Below are 19,055 nucleotides of genomic sequence, written 5' to 3'. Positions count from 1 at the left end.
CGCGAACACCCAATCCTACGGAGAAACCTATGACGATGATGGTTGATATTCGGAAGCTGAGTTTCATAAACGAGATGGCGAAGGTCGGGACGAACGGCGTCGCCGACAACATGGGCAAACTGACCGGCGAGGACGCCCAGATGGAGGTGACCAAGACCAACTTCATCGACGTCGACGACATCGAGTCGCAGGTCGACGGCGGGAAGCGGGTCGGCGTCCGCGTCCGACTGCTGGACGAACCCCACGGGCACATCCTCATCCTCTTCCCCGAGGCGAGCGCGAAGAAAATCACGGCGATCATGCTCCGCGACGTCGTCGACGACATGGGCGACGTCTCGGGCAAGATGGCCCGTAGCGCCGTCGAAGAGATGGGCAACATGATGGCCAGCGGCTTCATCGACGGCTGGGCCGACGTGCTCGGACGCGCGATCGACATCGCCGCGCCCCAACTCGTCTACGCGCCGACCGGAGACATCGTCACCCGGACGGCCAACCTCGGCGGTGACGACCTCGCGTTGTTCTTCGATTCGGATCTGGCCGTGCCGAGCTACCAGATCGAGGCCGAGATCTACGCCTTCCCAGACTTAGCGGAGTTCGTGGAAATGGTCAACGGTATCGAAGTCCAGACTGCATGAAACTCGACGTCAACGCACTCGGTACGTTCTACGAGATGGCTCGCGAAGGCGCCGGGCTCGCGGCGGGCCGGCTGACCCACATGATGGGCGTCGAGACCCAGGTGGGCGTGACGAAACTCAACTTCATGCGCGGCCGCGAGATCCAGCGCGACTTCGAGAACTCGACGGAGAAGGTCGGCGTTCGCGTCAAGCTGACCGGCGCGATCGAGGGCTACTCGGTCGTCGTCTTCGAGCGCGAGAACGCCTTCCAGATCGTCGAAACACTGCTCGCGGAGGCCGGTCCTGACGCGGATATCGACACCGACGTGAGCGATCCCGACGAGTTCGATGCGATGACCGAGAGTGCCGCGACCGAGGTCGGCCACATCATGAACAGCGGCTTCATCGACGGCTGGGCCGACGTCCTCGAGGCGGTCATCGACGTCTCGACACCCGAGCTCGTCGAGGGCCAGTCCGCCGATCCGTTCTTCGGTGAGATCGACGAAGCGCCGGCCGACGACGACCTCGCCTTGCTCTTTCAGAGTCGGATCGAGACCGTCGGTACCGAGGTCGGATTCAGCCACTATCTCTTCCCGAAACGGGAGTCGATGGCGAAGCTCCTCGAACGGTTGCGCGCCAGCGAGGGAATCGCGTACGACAAGTTAGACGGGTTCGACCGGATGGCCGAACGCGGCGCGGAGGAAGTCGCCGAGACCGCAACCACACTGACCGGAATCGACACCAGCGTCGAGATCCGCCGACTAAACTTCGTCTCGCTCGAGGCGATCCCTGAACAGGTGGCCAACGAGAAGCTCGTCGGCGTCGCATTCGAGTTCGACGGCATGCCCAGTGGCTACCTCCTTTTCCTGTTCGACGAGGAGTCGGCCCACGAGGTCGTCGACGCGATGGTCCCTATGGAGGTCGAAGAAGACGGCTTCGGCGAGATGGGCACGAGCGCTATCAAGGAACTGGGCAACATCATGGCCAGCGGATTTCTGGACGGCTGGGCTAACGTCCTCGACACGACGATCGACCACTCGACGCCGGAGTTCATCCACGACATCGGCGCCGCGGCCGTCGATCCCGTCATCATCCAGCTCGGAGAGAACCAAGACTTCGCGTTCGTCTTCGACACGGTCGTCGTCGCCGACGGCCGCGAATTCGACTGCGAGGTGTACACCATCCCCGACGAATCGGACCTCGAACGGGCGCTGAACAACCTCGACGTCGATCGGATCGAGGAGGCACCGACGACGGCGGAGTTCCAGGAAGTCGATAACGCATGAAGACCTACGGGACCGAACCAGGCGCACCGACGCCGGTCCAGGTCGGCATCTCCGAACTGATCGTCAGCGACGGTGACGACACGCTCAAATCCTACGGGCTTGGATCGTGTTTGGCCATCGCGCTGTACGATTCCCAGACGGAGATCGGCGGATTGGCACACGTCATGTTACCCGACGGCGACACCGCGGACAACAGCGACCGCAAACCCGGGAAGTACGCCGACACGGCGATCCGCGCGCTGTTGCGCCGGATGGTCGAGCAGGGAGCCAGCTACACGGACGTCGAAGCGAAGATCGCCGGCGGCAGCGACATGTTCGAGTTCGAGAGCTTCGGCGATGGCGTCGGTCAGCGAAACATCGCCGCCGCGAAGGAGGAACTCGAGAAACTCGGCGTGCCGCTCGAGGCCGAGGACGTCGGCGGCGAGCACGGACGGACCGTCGAGTTCACGCCCGGTTCCGGAACGCTCGTCGTGAAGACCTCGAACGGAGACAACGAAGTGAAAGAACTGTGATCGGAAACGACAGGACGAGCGACAGCGGCTCGAACAACGACGGCAGGAACGGTGACGATAACGCCGACGGGGACGAGGCGTTCGCCGACCTCCTTGCGTTCGTCGAGGACGAACTGGCTTTCGCGACGAGCCACTACAACGATAGCTACCTCGACCGGCGCGTCTCCTCGCGGATGCGCCGGACCCAAAACGAGACGTATGGCGCGTACTTCGAGAAGCTGCGCGCCGATCCGGACGAGCAGAAGGCGCTGCTCGAAGCGTTGAGTATCAACGTCACGGGTTTCTTCCGCAACCCCGATGTCTGGTCGGGGATCCGGACGGTTCTCCGGCGACTCTCCGCGAACACCGACACCGTTCGCATCTGGAGCACCGCCTGTGCCGACGGCCGGGAGCCGTACTCGCTGGCGATGCTTGCTCACGACGATCCCCAGATCGACGAGTCGACAATCCACGTCCTCGGGACCGACATCAGTACCCCGGCGCTCGAGACGGCCCGAAAAGGGGTCTACGAGGAATCCCGAACCGTCGACTTAGACGACCAGCTGTCCTTTCTCGACGACTACCGCCGCTACGTCGACGTGGACGGCCGGACCTACCGAATCCGAAACGAGATTCAGCGGGCCGTTACGTTTCAGCGCCACGACCTGATCAACGACGAGCCGAAGGCCGGCTTCGATCTCGTCGTCTGTCGCAATCTCTTTATCTACATCGACAACGCGCACAAACAGTCGATGCTGGGGACGATCGCCCAGTCGATGCGTCCGGACGGTTACCTCGTCATCGGCAAGGCCGAGACGATCCCGCCCACCCTTCAGTCGGCCTTCGCCGTCCGCGAGGCTCGTCTGCGCATCTACCAGCGGGAAGCGGGCGACACGAACGTCGGGCAGCCCGACCGCCGCGCGAACTCGGGTTCCGAAATCTGACGACCGCTGCGTGTTCTAGCGACTTCTTCGCGGGCTGGAAGGCGACCGGACGTTACATGACGGTCTACCGAATATCCTCGACAGATGCCTTCGCTCGACCTCCGCTCGTTCGTCGCCCGCACCGCGGCGCTGGTCGACGCCTCGCCGCCGACGACTCTCCGGGAAACTCGTCGCTGGCTCGTCGAACCCTTCCTCGAGACCCTCGGCTGGGACCTCCGAGACGCCTCGTGCGTGACGGACCGTGCCGTCGACGAGACACGCCTCGAGTACGTCCCGACGATCGACTCGGTTCCGGCCCTGTTCGTCGCCGTCGAACCCTCCGACGAGTCGCTCGACGAATCGCGGGCGAACGACCTCCGCCAGGCGATGGCCTGGACGGGCGTCGACCGCGCGATCTACACGAACGGTCGTGCCTACCTCTTCCTGGCCGGCCGAACGGACATTGAATACCGCGCGTTCGAACTCTCCGACCTGCCGAACGAGGAGGCGGCGATCGCGACCTACTCGCGCGACGCCGTCGGTCGCCGCCTCGAACAACACTCGCGGCCCCACATCGCCCGCCAACTCGCCGTCGAGCGGTCGCGCCTGGTCGACGACATCGTCGATCGGCTCACTGAGGCCACGGTCCAGGGCGAAGTCTACGCCGACGAGTTCGCGTCCGCGACCGACCGGTTCCTCGATCGGCTGCTCGTCGCCTTCGCCGACGGCGACTCCGTTCGGCCAGGTGCCGATACCGACATCGCGGAGGACGTCTCGGTCCGATTCAGCGAATCGGCGATCACGGACGACGGACGCGATCGGTTATCGTCCACTGATCCCTCCGCTTCAGCGTCCTCGGCTGCTGGATCCGAGTCGAGCAGTATCGGGCGAGAGGACGAGACCACCGAAACCGAAACCGAGACCGGGTCTGAGAACGGGACCGGGACCAGCACGAATCCAACGGCGAGCGCGGCGGACCAGGCGACCGACGGGGACGCGCGCGACGACTCCGGCGGCGCCGAAACGGATCCGACCGGAAGTGGCGAATACGTCGTCCGGTTCTTCAACGAGCGGGGATCGATCGGGGCGATCGGCCACTCGACGCCCGAGGGGGCGCTGGTCGGGACCGCCGAATACCTGCTCGGACGCGGGCTCGCCGGCGTCTCCGTCCCCTGGAGTCCGGATGACGCCGACCGAACGGTCCTGAACGACGAGCCGACCCGCGCGGACGGCTCACCGATGGACGCGCCGAAACGGCTCTCGAACGGGCTGGCTCTCGAAACTGCCGGTGACGTGGACGACCAGGCCGCTCGCGTCGAGGCCCTGGCTGATCGGGCCGGGCTGCGAGCAATGCTTACTGGGGACTGGAAAACGATATAGGGGAAGCGAGTTGCCGATCAGTACTCGAGATCGGCGTCGACGAGGGTCACGACGACTCGTCCAGAGTCGTGCTCGAATTCACACGTTCCCGGAGTGTCGCTCCCCCAGGTGCCGCTTTCGAGCGTCGCGTTCCAGGCATCCTCGTACGTGGAGTTCTCGACCGTTATCGAAACGTCATCAGCGCCGGTGTACACCTTGCTACTGCGATTTTCGACGGTCATCGTAACCCCGAGTCCGCCGCTGCTCTGTATCGAGCGGTCATCCGCGGAGATCGTTACGAGCGAGATGACCGCTACGTCGTCACCACAGCGAATTTGTGGCCGTTTGAGGGCGGTACTCCAGGATTCCGACTCGTCTCCCCGCGCGAGGCCACCGCCTTCGTACGCGATTCGATTTCCGTTCGTCGTGTACGTGAATTCGCCGAGATCGGCCGTCGTTTCGTCACCGTAGCCAGTGAACCGATCGTCGGTGATACCGATGGTCTCTGACGTCCCACTATCGGTGATCGTAATATTTAGCTCCGTTCCGGTATCGCCGGTCGAGACCGTTCCGTCCCGAAGTGAGAGCTCACCGTAGCGCTGTTCGACGCCGTTGTACCGAATGACGTCGTTGAAGTTTACAGCGAGAGCCTCCATCGCTCGCTCGGCGTTTCGAAGCTGTTCCCCCTCCTGATAGTCGTTCATCGCCTGAAAGCCGGTCGTCGATAACAGTGCGACCGACCCGAGGATGATCGCGAACACGAGGATGAACGCGAGCACGTCGGAGACTGCGCGGTCGTCGCTCCGCGCTCGCGTCGTCTTCCAGGGTCGTGATCGTCTCATCGGCGTCCCTCCGTGATCGAAATTTCGTCCACAGCTCCATCGTAGCTGATCTCGATCGTCCCGCCGCTCGCCGAACTCTCGTCGATCCCCGCATCGGTCTTGACCGGAACGTACGCGATCGCATCGGCGTCGTGTGCCGTCAATTTCAGACACGCAGTCGAATCGGCGATCAGCGGCCCACAATCCTCGGTCAACTCGACCGTGTACCGCGTACTCGCGACCGTCTGCGGATGCTCGGCCACGACGGTAACGTCGTCGGTCGTCCCGGTTGCGATTTGATCGACGTTTCCGATCTCATCGGCCAGGCGCTCGCCGACCGTCTCGAGGGACGATTCCGCGCTGCGATCGGTCTCCGTGTCCACCATGGTTCCGGCGCTCGTCAACACCATCGCGATGAGGATCGTCGTGATCCCGATGGTCAGGACGTGCGTGATCGAAATCGACACCGCGCGATCCCGTTGATCATGTCGTCCGATCGGCGACACTGTCAGGGACACCCCGGTTCGGGTTCGATGGTTCGGGTTTGCTCGTAGCTGAGCTCGGTCGAGTCGTACGTGATCGTGACGTTAGAGTGCGTTATGTTCGACTCCTCGTTCACTTCTGTATCGGTTTCAGTGATGGTTACGACGACAGGCGCCGACTGTGCCGTCGTATTTCGATACGCATCGTCGAACACCGAGATATTGTCCGCGGCGTACCCCGCGGCGTTACTGTCGTCGGTTTCACGATTGATCTGTTCGAGCAAACAGCCGATGCTCTGCTCGACCTCGTTTTCCACGACATCCGCTGAACTCGCGCTCTGGCTCGTGCTACCGGACGCCAGCGTCTCGGTATACAGGGCTCCGTTGAAGACGACGACGACGCCGAGGATGAGGAACGCGAGTGCAATCGCACCGATGAGGATCACCTGGCCGCGCTCGCTGCGATCAGCTACCATACGATCACCCGAACCTCAACGACGTTGTACAGTGGTGTCTCTGTTTCATCCTCATATCCGCGGGGAATAGCCTGGTTTTCCTCACTCACGTTCTGGATCTGCTCATCTGACCACTCCGATGTCACCGTCTGATTGTCGTACAGCGTAACGGTATAACTCGCCGTCAACGCGCTCGACGGCGGGCTACCCTGATAGACGAGCGTTCGGTTCTCACCCTTTTCCGGGTGGAGTTCGACGTTGTAGCTCCATCCGTTTTCAGCGAACCGCTCCTTCAGGACGTATCCGAGTTTGGATTCGTTCGCAAACCGGTCCACGGAGTAGGTTTGATTCTCCTCGTCGTTCCCCTCATCGGGTGCCGGCGGTTGGTCCGCGCCCTCGAATCCGGTGCTCTCGTTCCAGTTCCGGAGCGTTTTGGAGAGGTTTCCGTTCGCTTGGTTCGAAACGATCAGCGCGTCCTGTGCTTCCTGTTGGATCTGCGTCTGCACTGTTCGGTCGGCCAGGCCACCCGTCGTCGGCGTGATCACGACCGACTGCAACGCGAACAGGACGGCCATCAGAACGACCATCGCCCCGATGAAACCCTCGAGCGTGTAGGCCTGGCCGCGGTCTTTATTTCCTTTCATGGTCTCACCAGGCCCTCACTACGAGCCGATATGCGGGCCGGTCATCGGGCTCGAGATCGCTTTTATCGTCGAGCGTGACGATACGAGCCGCGCTCGCTGCCGATTGATTGTCGTACTCGGATCCCGCAGCCAATTTTTGACCGTCGGTCTTCGCGACAGTATCCGAGCCGTTGATCGACTCGATCCGAACGTTGACACGGTCGTATGTGAGTTCCTCGTCGATATCGCCGCGAATACCGAGCCGTTCGATCAGGTCCGAGTCCGAAGCGTTGACGTAGTTGTCTTCAAATCGGCTGACGCTGACCTCGTTTTGCGTCTCGGTCTCGAGATCGTGAACGACCCGGTCTGCGATCCGATCCGCCTGGGCCGTCTCGGCTCCGCCGACCGAGGAATCGAACGGTGTGATGAGCGACGGGAGAAACGAGAAGACGAAGGCGATCGCCAGCAGGAAGACGCCGATGCCAACGGCGAAGTCCTGAGTGGTCTGTCCCCGGTCGCGCAGCGAGACGGAGATCGTCCGCGGTCGCTGAGCGCGCGTTCCGGTTCCGACTCGCCTTCCGTCGTCGGTGCGTTGTCGGGTCATGTCAGGCCACCAGCGTCCAGCCGATAAGCGCGACCGAGGCCAGTCCGACCGCGTACTTCAACCCGCTCAACAGGTCGGCGTCGCGGATGTAGCCGCAGATGAATCCGGAGATGATCCCCTGCAGCGTCACCGCGTGGAAGAACAACACCGACAGCATGTCGACGTCGATGTTCTCGCTGAGGTTGGCACCGTCGAGACCGCCTGCGCCACCGCCGCCGGCGCCGCCACCGCCGGCCTTGGAGCCACCGCTGGTCTCGAGGCCGGCCATCGTATCGATGAACTGCGTCTTGAGGATCGCAATCACCGCCAGGACCGTCATGAAGGTCATGATGATGATCACGATCTGCATTCGGGTTCGGGACTTGCGTTCGCGCTCGATGTCGTCGTGATTCTCGCTGGCGTGAGCGGCCGTCCGCAGCACGCTCGAGATCTGGTTCGAGGCCTCCTGGGCCTCCGTGATCAGGCGCGTCGTCCGGGCGAGTCGCGGAATATGGTACTTGTTATTAAACTCGATGAGCGCCTCCTTCAGGCTCATCCCGTAGTTGACCTTCGTGTACATCATCTCGAATTCGCGCGGTAACGTCCCGTTCGTAGTATCGGACACCGCTTTAAGCGATTCGAGCAGCGTCAGCCCAGTATCGTTCGAACTCGAAAGTTTGCGCAGGTTCTCCGAGAGGTTGTTGAGCACGGCGTTCCTGTGGCGGACGTTCCACTCGCGGAAGATGGACAGGGGGATCCCCGTGACGTACAGCGGGAGGTAGACGTAGACGAACGTCCCCCAGATCGGCCGGTCGAGGAGTTGGTCCCACGACGTTGGGGCCGCGCCGTTGACCATGGCCGTTACGACGATGACCAGTGCCAGGGGGACCGTCACCGCGAACGTGATCAGCGGGTGATCACGGAAGAAGATGTGCGGCTTCGTTAGTACCTGTACCGTCTCGTAGGTCCCCTCGCGCTTTTTGATTCGGTCGAAGACGCTTCGATCGCCGGTGAACTGCTCGACGAGACCGAGACTCAGTAGTCCCTGTTTCTGGCTGTTTCCGCTCTGGCGCTCGTCACCGTCGCCATCGCCCATCGAAAGATAGCCGTCGCCCGGTTCGTCGTGCTTGACCGTCGAGACCATCACGATGAAGCCCACGCCGATCATCGGGATCAGCGCGTAGACGGTCATGTAGAGCATCTGGTCATCGACGCCGGCGTTCGGAATCATCTGCATGATGACCATGATGATGATCAAAAGCAGGGGGAACAGCGACAGCGTCATGTACATCTCGCCGAACAACTCGAGCGTCTCGAGGGTGAGTTCCTGTTCCTGCTTCGCAGTCCGCATGTGCTTTTCCTTCTTATCCTCGAGGAAACTCTCCATGTCACCGCCGCTGTTAACGATCGAGAGCATGTCGGTCAGAAACTGCGAGAGGTCGTCGCTGGGCGTCTCGAGAGCTTGTTTTCGGATAGCCGTCCGGTAGTCGATGTCGAAGTACTCGGTCTCCTTGACGATGCTCTGGAACTCCTTGGCCACCTCGCCGTAGGTATCGTCGGCCTGGGCCATCGCCTCGATGATCTCGAGTTGGTTCAGGCCGCCGACCGACAGGGCGTACATGAACGAGACCGAGTCGGTCAACAGCATGTTGATCTCACGCTTGCGGGTGGACGCGCGCGAGTAGGGAATCGCGACCAGCGAGCCGAAGCCGATCGCGAAGCCGATCGAACCGAATATGAGTCCGGTGAAGAGAACGATCGCCGGAACGCGCAGCAGTTCGACGATCTCGAGAAGCAACCCGTGGCCGACCGGGATGCCGATCAACGTGTCGTTCTCGAGGATGCCGAGCGCGAAGAGCCCGTACCCGAGCATCAATCCGAGCAGCCAGAGACACAGCCCGCTGATGAAGCCGACACCGATCGCCCGGGAGAGGTAGAGTTCGACCGTGTCGGTCATCCGACCCTGGGCGAGCTTGGTCTCGACGTCGGCGACGAACTCGCTGTCCTCACTGAACAGCCGATCGTATAGGGGATAGAATCGGTCGCCCAGCGCATCGGAGCTGGCCGACATTCCCGAACCGCCGTCGTCAGTTTGCAGGCTCATGCGTCGTCGCCCTCGTCGTCCCCGTCGGTGTCGAAGATGCCGGTGTTGCCGTCCGTTCGTTCGGCGTCACCGTCGTCTCTGAAGATCGATTCCTCGTCGTCCGCGTCACGCTCGTCGAACAGCGACCCATCATCGTCGGCCGCATCGTCTTCGTCATCGTCGCTGAAGACCGTCCCCGATTCGTCGCCGAATATCGAATCGTCGGTCTCGAGTTCGGTCTCGTCCTCGTCGGCCGTCGACGACGCTTCGGGTGTTGGTTCGTTACCGCTCGGAGACTCGCTCCCAGCCGCTGATCCGCCGTCGGAAGCGTCCGGCGGATCCGTCGAACCGGCACCGTTGTCGAGTTCGATCGTGGGGGATTCAGGGTCGTCGTCGGTGTTCTCCGTCGGTTCCGTCGTCGTCTCGCCCGTCGCCTGGTCGCCGTCCACGTCCGCGTCCTCGCTCTCGTTTTCGACGTCCGGGACGTCGATACTGATCGTCTTCTCCGACCGACCGGCTCCGGTTTCCGCAGTCGCGTCCGTCTCGGACTCGTCCACGTCAGCGCTCGACTCCGGCTCGTCCGCACCCGATTCCGGCTCGTCGGCGTCCGCGGTCGACTCCGCGGCTGCAGCCGTCGACTCCGACACCGACTCGTCGTCGAGTTCGATCGTCGGCGCCTGGTCCCGCTCGCTTACGGTCGTCGACTCGCCGTCGTCGACTTCGTCACCGGAATCGGCCGCGGACTCGGACCCGTCGGAATCCGGGTCGAAGATCGAATCGAGATCGTCCTGCGCGAACACCGCGTCGGGATCGGAATCGGTCGCCGCCCCGTCGCCGTCCGCCTGGTCGGGCTGGGTCGGCTCCTCGAGCTCGTCGATCGTCTCGCCCATATCGTCGAACAGGCCACCCAGATCCTCGTCCTCGGTGTCGTCGCCGGGGAAGACCGTCGATCCGGTTGGTTCGGATTCGGACCCGGCTGCGGTCGCGGTCGAATCCGCGGACCGTGTAGACTGTGCGGACCGTTCAGGGCTCTCACTCTCGTCCTCTGCGTCGACGGACCGGCTCTCGCTCGACTCCGTACTCGTGGTCGACGACACACCACTCCCGCCGTCAGCGGAATTGGAGTTCGCGGCGTTCGCGGCGTCCGCGGCGTCAGCATCCGAGTCGACGGCTACCGGAAGCTCCGAATCCGCGTCCGGGGACGCGGCCGTCTCGGCGCTCGCTCCGGAGCCGGCCTCCGCGGTCGCCGCGTCGGCGGTGTCCGCGTTATCGCCATCGATATCGAACCCGGTGTCGTCGTTGAGCCACGCCGGTTCCGCGTCGTCACCGGCGGCTCCGGACCCGTCGTCGGCCGCGAACTCGGTCGCGCCGTCGCCGAGTTCCCACTCCGTCTCCTCGACCGCCTGGTCGAGATCGCCGGCGAAGTCGAACTCCTCGGCGTCCGTGCCGTCGACTTCGATTTTGTTCGTCGCTTCTTCGACGCCGCTGAGCACGCTCGCCAGGCCGCTGGGAACCTTGCCGCGGTACTCCTCGAACAGCGACTCCTCGGCCCGCTCCAAGAGGTCCATCGAGAGGTTGTACGTCTCGTCGGTCGCCTCGGGGCGGGGGACGAGTTCCTCTTTCTCCTGATCGACATCGATCAGGACGCTCTCCATCTCGCGGAGGTCCTCGAGGCTGTCCTCGAGCTGTCCGTTCGCGATGAGCGTAAGGATGGTGTCGGGGTCGTTGATGAAGGCCTGGATCGTCGCGGCGACCTGGGTGTACGTGTTCAGCCCGTTCTTAATGAGGTAGGCGAGGATGACCTCGCGCTTGAACAGCTCCTCTTCGAGCTTCTCCTTGCTCCACCCGCGGTCGAACTGGATCTCCTCTAAGGTGTTCGAGTCCCCCATCTTGAGGTACTCGTCGGTCTCGGCCTGCCACTGGTAGACGTCCTGAACGTTGATCTCGTCGTGTTCGGCCTCGTAGTGGTTGATTTCGGTCAGGGACTTGTTCCGGCGGACCTTCCGGCCCTGAACCCGCGTCTGGGTCTGGATCGAGACCAGGTCCAGCGCCGTGAACATCGTCTTCGAGACATTGATCGGGTCCGTGGTGAACCGTTTGAGAACCTCGTCGACGGAGTCGGCGTGGAAGGTCGTGTAGGTAGTGTGACCGGTCGACATGACCTGGAACAGCGTCCGACCTTCCTCGCCGCGGATCTCGCCCATCACGATGTAGTCGGGTCGCTGGCGGAGCGCGGCCTCGAGCAGGTCGAACTCGTCGACGTCGCCCTGTTCGTCGTCGGAGAACGAGGGGCGCGTAACGCTGGCGATCCAGTTGCGCTGGGGGAGTTCGACCTCGCGGGTGTCCTCGATCGAGACGATCTTCGCGCTCGAGGGGATGAACAGCGAGACGGCGTTCAGCGAGGTCGTCTTCCCGGACGCGGTACCCCCGGCGAAGATCAGGCTCTTGTGGTTCTCGATGGCGAGCCAGAGGAACGCCATCTCGTCCAGGCTGAAGGTGTTCCAGTTGATGAGGTCGATCGGGGTGAAGGGGACGTCCTTGAACTGGCGGATCGTGTAGTTGGTCCCGTGGTCGGAGACTTCCTCGCCGAGGGTGAGCTGTGCGCGCGAGCCGTCGGGCAGCGTCGCGTCGACCTGCGGGAGCCGTTTACTGATCCCTTTCCCGGAGCGCTGGGCGAGTTTGACGACGAAGTCGTCGAGTTCGTCCTCGCCGTGGTAGACGTTCGAGATGATCTGTTCGTACTCGGAGTGGTAGACGAAGACCGGCGAGTTGTACCCGTCACAGGAGATGTCCTCGACGTTGATGTCGTGTTTGATGCCGTCGATACGCTCGTAGCCGATGAAGTTGCGTTTGAGCGCATAGAGGAGCTTCTCGACCTGATACTCGCTCAGCGTGTCCGGATCGTCTTCGAGGATAGCCGGTTCCGGACGGACCTCGATCCCCTCGAGTTGACTCGGGCCGGCGTCCTCGAGGTCGACGTCCTCGTCGTCGAGGAGTCCCCGGAGGCGTTCGACGATGCTCTCGGATTCGTCGGCGGCGGTCGCCTCGAAGAGATCGTACCGTCGGAGTAGCTTGCGGGTCTCGTCTTCGATGACCGACCGTCGGCCGTCCTCGGTCGCTTTCTCCTTGATGCCGTCCTCGGAGTACTTGATCGCGGTCCTGAGTTTCCCCGAGAGGAACTCCTGAAGTTCCGTCTCGATCTCGTTCTGGTAGGGCTCGATCAGGTAGTACTTCTTCTCGTTTTCCTTCTCGGAGTGGAAGATGACGACGTAGGCGTAGGGCTTGTTGACCCAGTAGCGCTCGACCTCGCGGAAGTGGGTCTTCTTCTCGAGGGGCACTGCTTTCTCGAGGTCGTAGCGGTTGGAGACGGTGGTGTTTCCGGCGGCCGTCGAGAAGAACTCGTCCTCGTCGATGTCGTCCTGGACATTGACGGTTCGTTCCTCGACGATCTCGTCGAGTTCGAGGGCCGCGTCGTTGCCCGCCGCGAGCCGCTGTTCGAGCGTGTCGGGATCGAACCCCAGCGCCTCCTCCTCGTCGTGGCGGACGATCTCGCCGTCAGAATCGCGCGGGCGGCTGCCGTCGTCCTCGTAGTAGTATTCCCACTTGTAGTGCTCCCAGGTCCAGGTGTCCTTGACGACCGGGGTCGTCTCGGGGTCGACGTACTCGAGGAAGGTGTCCCAGAGCGTCTCGGCGTTGTCGCCGGCGGTCGGCAGCACGTCCTCCGTGAGATCGTCCGGGTGGTGGCCGAGATACGCTTCCGGATCGAACTCGACCCGGTCCCAGTCGTCGCCGCTCGGGACCGTCGGACCGACATCTTCGTCGGTGTCGAGTCCGAGCTGGTCGTCCGCGTCGGTGCGTTCCTCGTCGGGGTAGAGGACGGACACTTCGTCCCCGTGCCCGTACTCGTCCATGAACTCCTCCCACGTGTACTCGCCGACGCGGGCGCCGGCGTTCAATACCGGACCCGGGTCCGCGCCCGACTCGTGGGACCGCTCGTCCTCCGACGCAGCGTCGGATGCCTCCCCCTCAGAGAAGTCCCCGGCATCCGACTGGTCGGCCTCGTCAATAGCCATTGCACTCACCCTGACTCTCACCCCTCAAAAAATTCATCCGCCGATTACCATTTCTGATAATTCATAGACCGTCCGAAACCGGTCGGTTCCGACGCTATCTCTCCCGGATTCCGATTGGTTATCTGACAGCCTTCGTCGCCGTTTCTACCGGGCTACCCCATCGGACCGCGATCGAAACGTCGGAACGGCTCTCGCCGTCCGCGCGGAAATTCCGAGCTAGAACGGGACTTTGGGCAGGCGTATCCGCAATAGCTACGTTCCGTGACTTCAGGTCGGTATCAGGACGACACCGAGTTAGTCAGCCAGATATATATCGGAATTTATACATCATGTTTATAAATTCGCATTACACAGTACTGCCCGTGGTTGACTGTGGTTGACAATAACGCAGAGGGAAGGTCGAGCGGTATCAACGCGGACCGCGGACGCGACTACGATCGACGAACGTTCCTGAAGACGGCGACCGCCGGCGCCGGCCTGGCGTCGATCGCCGGCTGTCTCGGCGGTGGGGGCGGCGATGGCGTCACTCTGGGCGCGATGTACATTCGGTCCGGATTCGCCTCGCTGTACGGCGAGGAGGCCGAACGAGGATTCGAACTCGCCGTCGACGAGATCAACGACAACGGCGGGATCGACGGCGACGACGTCGAGATCATCGTCCGCGACACGGAGGCCGACTCCAACACGGCGATGCAGCAGATGACGAGCCTGGTCGAGGAGGAAAACGTGGACGGTCTGTTCGGACTCGACAGCAGCGGGATCGCGAAGAACGTCGCGCCCCGGGTCGCCCAGTACCAGTTGCCGCTGATGATCACGCACGCGGCGACGCCGTTCGTCACGTCGCCGGAGGGCGAACACGAGGAGTCGGTCGGGAACGATTACGTCTTCCGCTGTTCGAACACCGTCGCCCACGACATGTACGGCGCCGCGCGGGTGGCGTCGGAACTCGACGCGACCGAGTGGGCGACGATCGGTCCAGACTACGCGTTCGGCTATGAGACCTGGGACTACTTCCAGGCGTTCGCCGAGGGGTTGGGCGTCGACGCCGAGTTCACGGCCGAGCAGTTCCCCGCCCTCGAGACGAACGACTACGCGCCGTACATCAGTTCGATCCTCGACGCCGAGCCCGACGCCGTGGTCACGCCGCTGTGGGGCTCCGACCTGACGACGTTCCTCGGTCAGGCGGAGAACGCCGGCTGGTTCGACCAGATCGATCACACGCTGATCAGCGTCGGGATGGGGACCGACCTGCCGGCCGACGGCGATCCGATTCCGGAGGGCGCGCGGGCCTCCACCCGCTACGATCCGTTCGTTCCCGACAGCGAGGAGAACACCACCTTCCGTGAGACCTACGTCGAGGAGTACGACACGTTGCCGACGTACAACGCCGAGGGCGCTTACCGCGCGGTCTACCTCTACAAGGAGGCCATCGAGTCGACCGGCGGCACCGACGCCGATGACCTCGTCGACGAGTTCACCGGGATGGACCACTCGGGCCCGGTCGGCGAGTACGCGTTCAACGAGGAGACCAACCAGGCGACGGTCGCGTCCATCTGGGGCGAGGTCAGTTACTCCGACGAGTGGGAGAGCAACGTACTCGAACCGGTCGACCGGTTCGACGCCGCGCCCGAGGATGTCCGGGGCGCGCTGGAGGGATCCGACCTCCCTGCCGGGATCTGAGCCTGACCGTCACTATCACCATCATGAATCTGATAAACGTGTTTCAATTCGTCGGGTTCGGGGACGTCGTCATCGGACTGAGCCTCGGGAGCCGGCTGTTCCTGATCGCGGTCGGGCTGAGCCTGATCTTCGGCGTGCTCGGCGTACTCAACTTCGCCCACGGCGCGTTCTACATGCTCGGCGCGTACTTCGCCCTGACCCTCTCGACGAACCTGGTCGGTAATTTCTGGCTCTCCGTCGTTGTCGGCGCGCTCGCGGTCGGAGTCGTGGGTGCGGCGATCGAGATGGCGACGATCCGCCCGCTGTACGAGCGGCCGGAGAGCGAACTCGATCAGCTGATCGTCACGTTCGGGTTCGTCCTCGTAATTCACGAGGCCGTTCGGTCCGTCTGGGGCTCCCAGCCCTATCCGACGCCCGTCCCGGAGCTCCTCAATTTCTCCGTGTCGATCGCGGGCAGTCGGTTCACCGCCTATCGGCTGTTCGTCATCGTCGCGGCGGTCGTCGTCATGATCAGTCTGTGGCTGTTCATCAGGAAGACCTACTTCGGTTCGCTCGTCCGGGGGACCTCGTCCGATCGGGAGATGGCGTCGATGCTCGGCGTCGACGTCCCGCGGCTGTACACCGCGGTGTTCTTCGCGGGGAGCGTCCTTGCCGGGCTGGGCGGCGCCCTCGCGGCCCCGATGCAGTCGATCGGTCCCAGCTTGGGCGAGTCGGTCATCATCGACGCGTTCATCATCGTCGTCATCGGCGGGCTCGGCTCGCTGTCCGGCGCGTTCGTCGGAGCGATGTTCGTCGGACTGATGCAGAGCGTCGCCACCCAGTTCGTCGAGGCCGGCAGCATCGCCGTGCCGTTCCTCGCGATGGTCGTCGTGTTACTGGTCAAACCGGAGGGGCTGTTCGGGGGGATCGGCGAATGAGCACGCAGCGCGACGGACTCGTCGATCGGATCGGCGCGTTCGGCCGTCAGGCGGCCGACGGCTGGACCAGAGAGCGGTTCGTCCTGGTGAGTCTGGTGGTGCTGGTGCTGGTCTCGTTTGCACCGCGGTTCCAGGTGTACCTGTTCACTGAGTTCCTGATCATCGCGCTGTTCGCCGTCGCGTTCAACCTGCTGTACGGCTACACCGGGTTGCTATCGTTCGGTCACGCGATGTTCTTCGGCGCGGGCGCGTACGGGCTCGCGATCGTGATGCGGGACTACCAGGCGGCGATCGGCGACGCCGTCGGCAGCGGCCTGGCACCGCTGGCCACGTTCGTCGTCGGCGGGCTCGCCGGCCTCCTCCTGGCGCTCGTCCTCGCCGTTCCCGTCGGCTACCTCAGCGTCCGACTCGAGGAGATCTACTTCGCGCTGATCACTCTCGCGTTCGGGATGCTGTTCTACTCGCTGCTGATCCAGGACCCGTACGGGCTCACCGACGGGACCGACGGGATCTTCATCCTGCTCGGAACCGTCGAGCTCGGCGGGGCGGAGTTCAGGCTGGGCGAGCGGCGGACGTACTACTACCTGACGGCGGCGGTCGTCGTGGCGTCTATCTACGCCATCTGGCGGATCGTCAACTCGCCGTTCGGCACCGTCTGCAAGGCGATCCGCGAAAGCCCGGACCGCGCGACGGCGCTGGGCGTCAACGTCACCGTCCACCGTTGGATGACCTTCGTCGTCTCGGCGCTGTTCGTCGGCGTCGCCGGCGTGTTGATCGCCGGCTTCGCGAGCGTCGCCACCCCGAACGAAGCCCACTGGACGATGAGCGCGACGCCGGTCGTCGCGACCGTCATCGGCGGCGCGACTTACTTCGGCGGGCCGATCGTCGGCGCGTTCGTCTACCACTACGTCCGCTGGCTGATCAGCCGCTTCCCGGCGCTCGAGGCGTACTGGGAGCTGTTCTTCGGGATCATGCTCATCGTCGTTGTTCTCTACTTCAAACGGGGGGCCGCCGGCGGCCTGGTCATGCTGGGCGCGTGGCTGCGAGACGTGCGGGCGGCCTACGACCGCGGCGGGGCGAGCGCCGCCGCGGCGTTCGTCCGCGAGTCGATCGGTGAGAAAGTCACCGCCGCCGCGAACGGGCTCGCCCCGACCGGCGGGTCCGACGACGGGGGTGTCGACCGATGACGACCGTCCTCCGCACCGAGGACCTGCGCAAGCAGTTCGGAGACCTGGTCGCCGTCGGCGGCGTCTCGCTCGCGTTCGACGACGAGCAGATCACCAGCATCATCGGTCCCAACGGGGCCGGCAAGACCACGTTCTACAACCTGCTGACGGGCGTGCTGGAGCCGACCGGCGGCGAGATCTGGCTCCGCAGGGACGATGAACTGCGAGAGATCACCGACGCGCCGCCCCACAAGGTCGCGCGCAGCGGCCTCTCGCGATCCTACCAGATAACGAATATATTCGAGAGGTTGACCGTCCGCGAAAACCTGCAGGTCGCCCGGATTATCCACGAGGGACGAACGTTCGACATGCGGTCGCGCCCGGAAGCGGACGAGGAACTCAACGCGGCCATCGACGAACTACTCGAACTCACCAACCTGACGGCCATCGCCGAGACGCCCTGCGACGAGCTGAGCCACGGCGAGAAGCGCAACGTCGAGATCGCGCTCGCGCTGGCGATCGAACCGACGGTGTTCTTGCTGGACGAGCCGACCGCGGGGATGAACCCGACCGAGACGGAAGAGATCGTCTCGCTCATCCGGCAGCTGAACGAGGACATCGACGCGACGTTCGTCGTCACGGAGCACGACATGGACGTCGTCACCGGAATCTCCGATCGGATCGTTGTGCTCGCGGAGGGCGCGGTGCTGGCCGACGGCGACCCCCAGACGGTACTGCGCGACGAACGAGTCACCGAAGCCTACCTCGGAAGTGAGACCGTATGACCGTACTCGACATCGACGGCATCGACACCTACTACGGGAACAGCCACGTCCTCCACGACGTCTCGCTGACGCTCGCGGAGGGAGAGGTCGTCGCCCTGCTGGGCCGCAACGGCGCCGGCAAGACGACGACCATGCGCTCGATTATGGGCGTGACACCCCCGAGACGGGGCGAGATCACTTACCGCGGCGAGGACATCGTCGGGAAGGCCCCGAACGAGATCAACGAGCGCGGGATCAACCTGGTTCCGGAGGATCGCCGGGTATTCCCGACGCTGACCGTCCACGAAAACATCGTCCTCGCGCACAAACTCGCGGCCGATCCGCGACCGGTCGAGGAGATGTACGAGCTGTTTCCCGTACTCGACGGCTTGCGGCGGAGCAACGCGCAGAACCTCAGCGGCGGCGAGCAACAGATGCTCGCCGTCGCCCGCGCGCTCGTCCAGCGACCGTCGCTGCTGTTGCTGGACGAACCGACCGAAGGGCTGGCACCCGTCATCGTCGACGACCTCCGGACCATGCTCCAGGACGTCGTCGAGCAGGACGTGACCGTCCTGCTCTCCGAGCAGAACGTCACCTTCGCGTTCGACCTGGCGACGCGGGGCTACGTCATCGACACGGGATCGATCGTGTTCGAGGGATCGATCGAGGAAATCCGAGAGCGGGAGGACTTGCTCGAACAGTACCTCGCCGTCTCTCCCGAGGAGGTGGCCTGAG

General features: G+C 63.6%; 17 protein-coding genes. 10 read left to right on the top strand and 7 right to left on the bottom strand.

Features of this window, described 5'->3' with window-relative positions; all coding sequences use genetic code 11:
* Positions 1-29: 29 nt before the first annotated feature.
* The 5 genes from BMY29_RS06950 (at position 30) to BMY29_RS06930 (ending at position 4,694) form a co-directional block, all read left to right on the top strand.
* On the top strand, positions 30-635 hold the full coding sequence (locus tag BMY29_RS06950; protein WP_049988475.1) for a chemotaxis protein CheC: 606 nt from the start codon (positions 30-32) through the stop codon (positions 633-635).
* Entirely contained in the window at positions 632-1,900 is a 1,269-nt protein-coding gene (locus tag BMY29_RS06945) for a chemotaxis protein CheC (RefSeq protein ID WP_049988474.1), read from the top strand. Before BMY29_RS06950 ends, BMY29_RS06945 begins: the two co-directional genes overlap by 4 nt.
* The gene (locus tag BMY29_RS06940; protein ID WP_049988473.1) at positions 1,897-2,412 is read left to right on the top strand and encodes a chemotaxis protein CheD; all 516 of its coding nucleotides are present in this window, start codon (positions 1,897-1,899) and stop codon (positions 2,410-2,412) included. The genes BMY29_RS06945 and BMY29_RS06940 overlap by 4 nt, the downstream gene beginning before the upstream one ends.
* Positions 2,409-3,335: a CheR family methyltransferase gene (locus BMY29_RS06935; protein WP_049988472.1), complete on the top strand. Its 927-nt coding sequence runs from the start codon at positions 2,409-2,411 to the stop codon at positions 3,333-3,335. Before BMY29_RS06940 ends, BMY29_RS06935 begins: the two co-directional genes overlap by 4 nt.
* An 84-nt stretch (positions 3,336-3,419) precedes the next feature.
* Positions 3,420-4,694: a hypothetical protein gene (locus BMY29_RS06930; protein ID WP_049988471.1), complete on the top strand. Its 1,275-nt coding sequence runs from the start codon at positions 3,420-3,422 to the stop codon at positions 4,692-4,694.
* Positions 4,695-4,711: 17 nt separating this feature from the next.
* Here BMY29_RS06930 and BMY29_RS06925 read toward each other — a convergent pair whose 3' ends face one another.
* From BMY29_RS06925 to BMY29_RS06895, 7 genes are read right to left on the bottom strand one after another with little or no spacing between them, the layout of a single operon-like run.
* Complete coding sequence (locus BMY29_RS06925) at positions 4,712-5,515, bottom strand: DUF7289 family protein (RefSeq protein WP_049988470.1); 804 nt, start codon at positions 5,513-5,515, stop codon at positions 4,712-4,714.
* Positions 5,512-5,961, bottom strand: coding sequence for a DUF7266 family protein (locus tag BMY29_RS06920; protein WP_241471229.1), 450 nt, complete (start codon positions 5,959-5,961; stop codon positions 5,512-5,514). Before BMY29_RS06920 ends, BMY29_RS06925 begins: the two co-directional genes overlap by 4 nt.
* 41 nt (positions 5,962-6,002) lie before the next feature.
* Positions 6,003-6,452, bottom strand: a complete 450-nt coding sequence (locus BMY29_RS06915) for a hypothetical protein (protein ID WP_049988469.1) — start codon at positions 6,450-6,452, stop codon at positions 6,003-6,005.
* Positions 6,446-7,075: a DUF7288 family protein gene (locus BMY29_RS06910; RefSeq protein ID WP_049988468.1), complete on the bottom strand. Its 630-nt coding sequence runs from the start codon at positions 7,073-7,075 to the stop codon at positions 6,446-6,448. Before BMY29_RS06910 ends, BMY29_RS06915 begins: the two co-directional genes overlap by 7 nt.
* Before the next feature lie 4 nt (positions 7,076-7,079).
* Complete coding sequence (locus tag BMY29_RS06905; protein WP_049988467.1) at positions 7,080-7,658, bottom strand: DUF7287 family protein; 579 nt, start codon at positions 7,656-7,658, stop codon at positions 7,080-7,082.
* A gap of 1 nt (position 7,659) precedes the next feature.
* On the bottom strand, positions 7,660-9,741 hold the full coding sequence (locus BMY29_RS06900) for a type II secretion system F family protein (protein WP_049988466.1): 2,082 nt from the start codon (positions 9,739-9,741) through the stop codon (positions 7,660-7,662).
* Positions 9,738-13,793 (bottom strand): ATPase, T2SS/T4P/T4SS family, encoded by a 4,056-nt coding sequence (locus BMY29_RS06895; RefSeq protein WP_049988465.1) that lies wholly within the window; start codon positions 13,791-13,793, stop codon positions 9,738-9,740. The genes BMY29_RS06900 and BMY29_RS06895 overlap by 4 nt, the downstream gene beginning before the upstream one ends.
* A 408-nt stretch (positions 13,794-14,201) precedes the next feature.
* Between BMY29_RS06895 and BMY29_RS06890 the strand changes: the two genes are divergently transcribed.
* The 5 genes from BMY29_RS06890 to BMY29_RS06870 are packed head-to-tail and all read left to right on the top strand — an operon-like array spanning position 14,202 to position 19,054.
* On the top strand, positions 14,202-15,473 hold the full coding sequence (locus BMY29_RS06890; protein WP_081985405.1) for an ABC transporter substrate-binding protein: 1,272 nt from the start codon (positions 14,202-14,204) through the stop codon (positions 15,471-15,473).
* A 38-nt stretch (positions 15,474-15,511) separates the two neighbouring features.
* Positions 15,512-16,390 (top strand): branched-chain amino acid ABC transporter permease, encoded by an 879-nt coding sequence (locus BMY29_RS06885; RefSeq protein WP_241471227.1) that lies wholly within the window; start codon positions 15,512-15,514, stop codon positions 16,388-16,390.
* A complete protein-coding gene (locus BMY29_RS06880; protein ID WP_049988462.1) occupies positions 16,387-17,577 on the top strand; it encodes a branched-chain amino acid ABC transporter permease in 1,191 nt (396 codons plus the stop codon). Before BMY29_RS06885 ends, BMY29_RS06880 begins: the two co-directional genes overlap by 4 nt.
* Complete coding sequence (locus tag BMY29_RS06875) at positions 17,574-18,341, top strand: ABC transporter ATP-binding protein (protein WP_049988461.1); 768 nt, start codon at positions 17,574-17,576, stop codon at positions 18,339-18,341. The genes BMY29_RS06880 and BMY29_RS06875 overlap by 4 nt, the downstream gene beginning before the upstream one ends.
* The gene (locus BMY29_RS06870) at positions 18,338-19,054 is read left to right on the top strand and encodes an ABC transporter ATP-binding protein (protein WP_049988460.1); all 717 of its coding nucleotides are present in this window, start codon (positions 18,338-18,340) and stop codon (positions 19,052-19,054) included. The genes BMY29_RS06875 and BMY29_RS06870 overlap by 4 nt, the downstream gene beginning before the upstream one ends.
* Position 19,055: the final 1 nt, after the last annotated feature.

It is taken from the genome of Natrinema salifodinae (assembly GCF_900110455.1).
GTDB classification, from domain to species: Archaea; Halobacteriota; Halobacteria; order Halobacteriales; family Natrialbaceae; genus Natrinema; species Natrinema salifodinae.
This window is presented reverse-complemented; position numbering and strand designations above follow the sequence as displayed.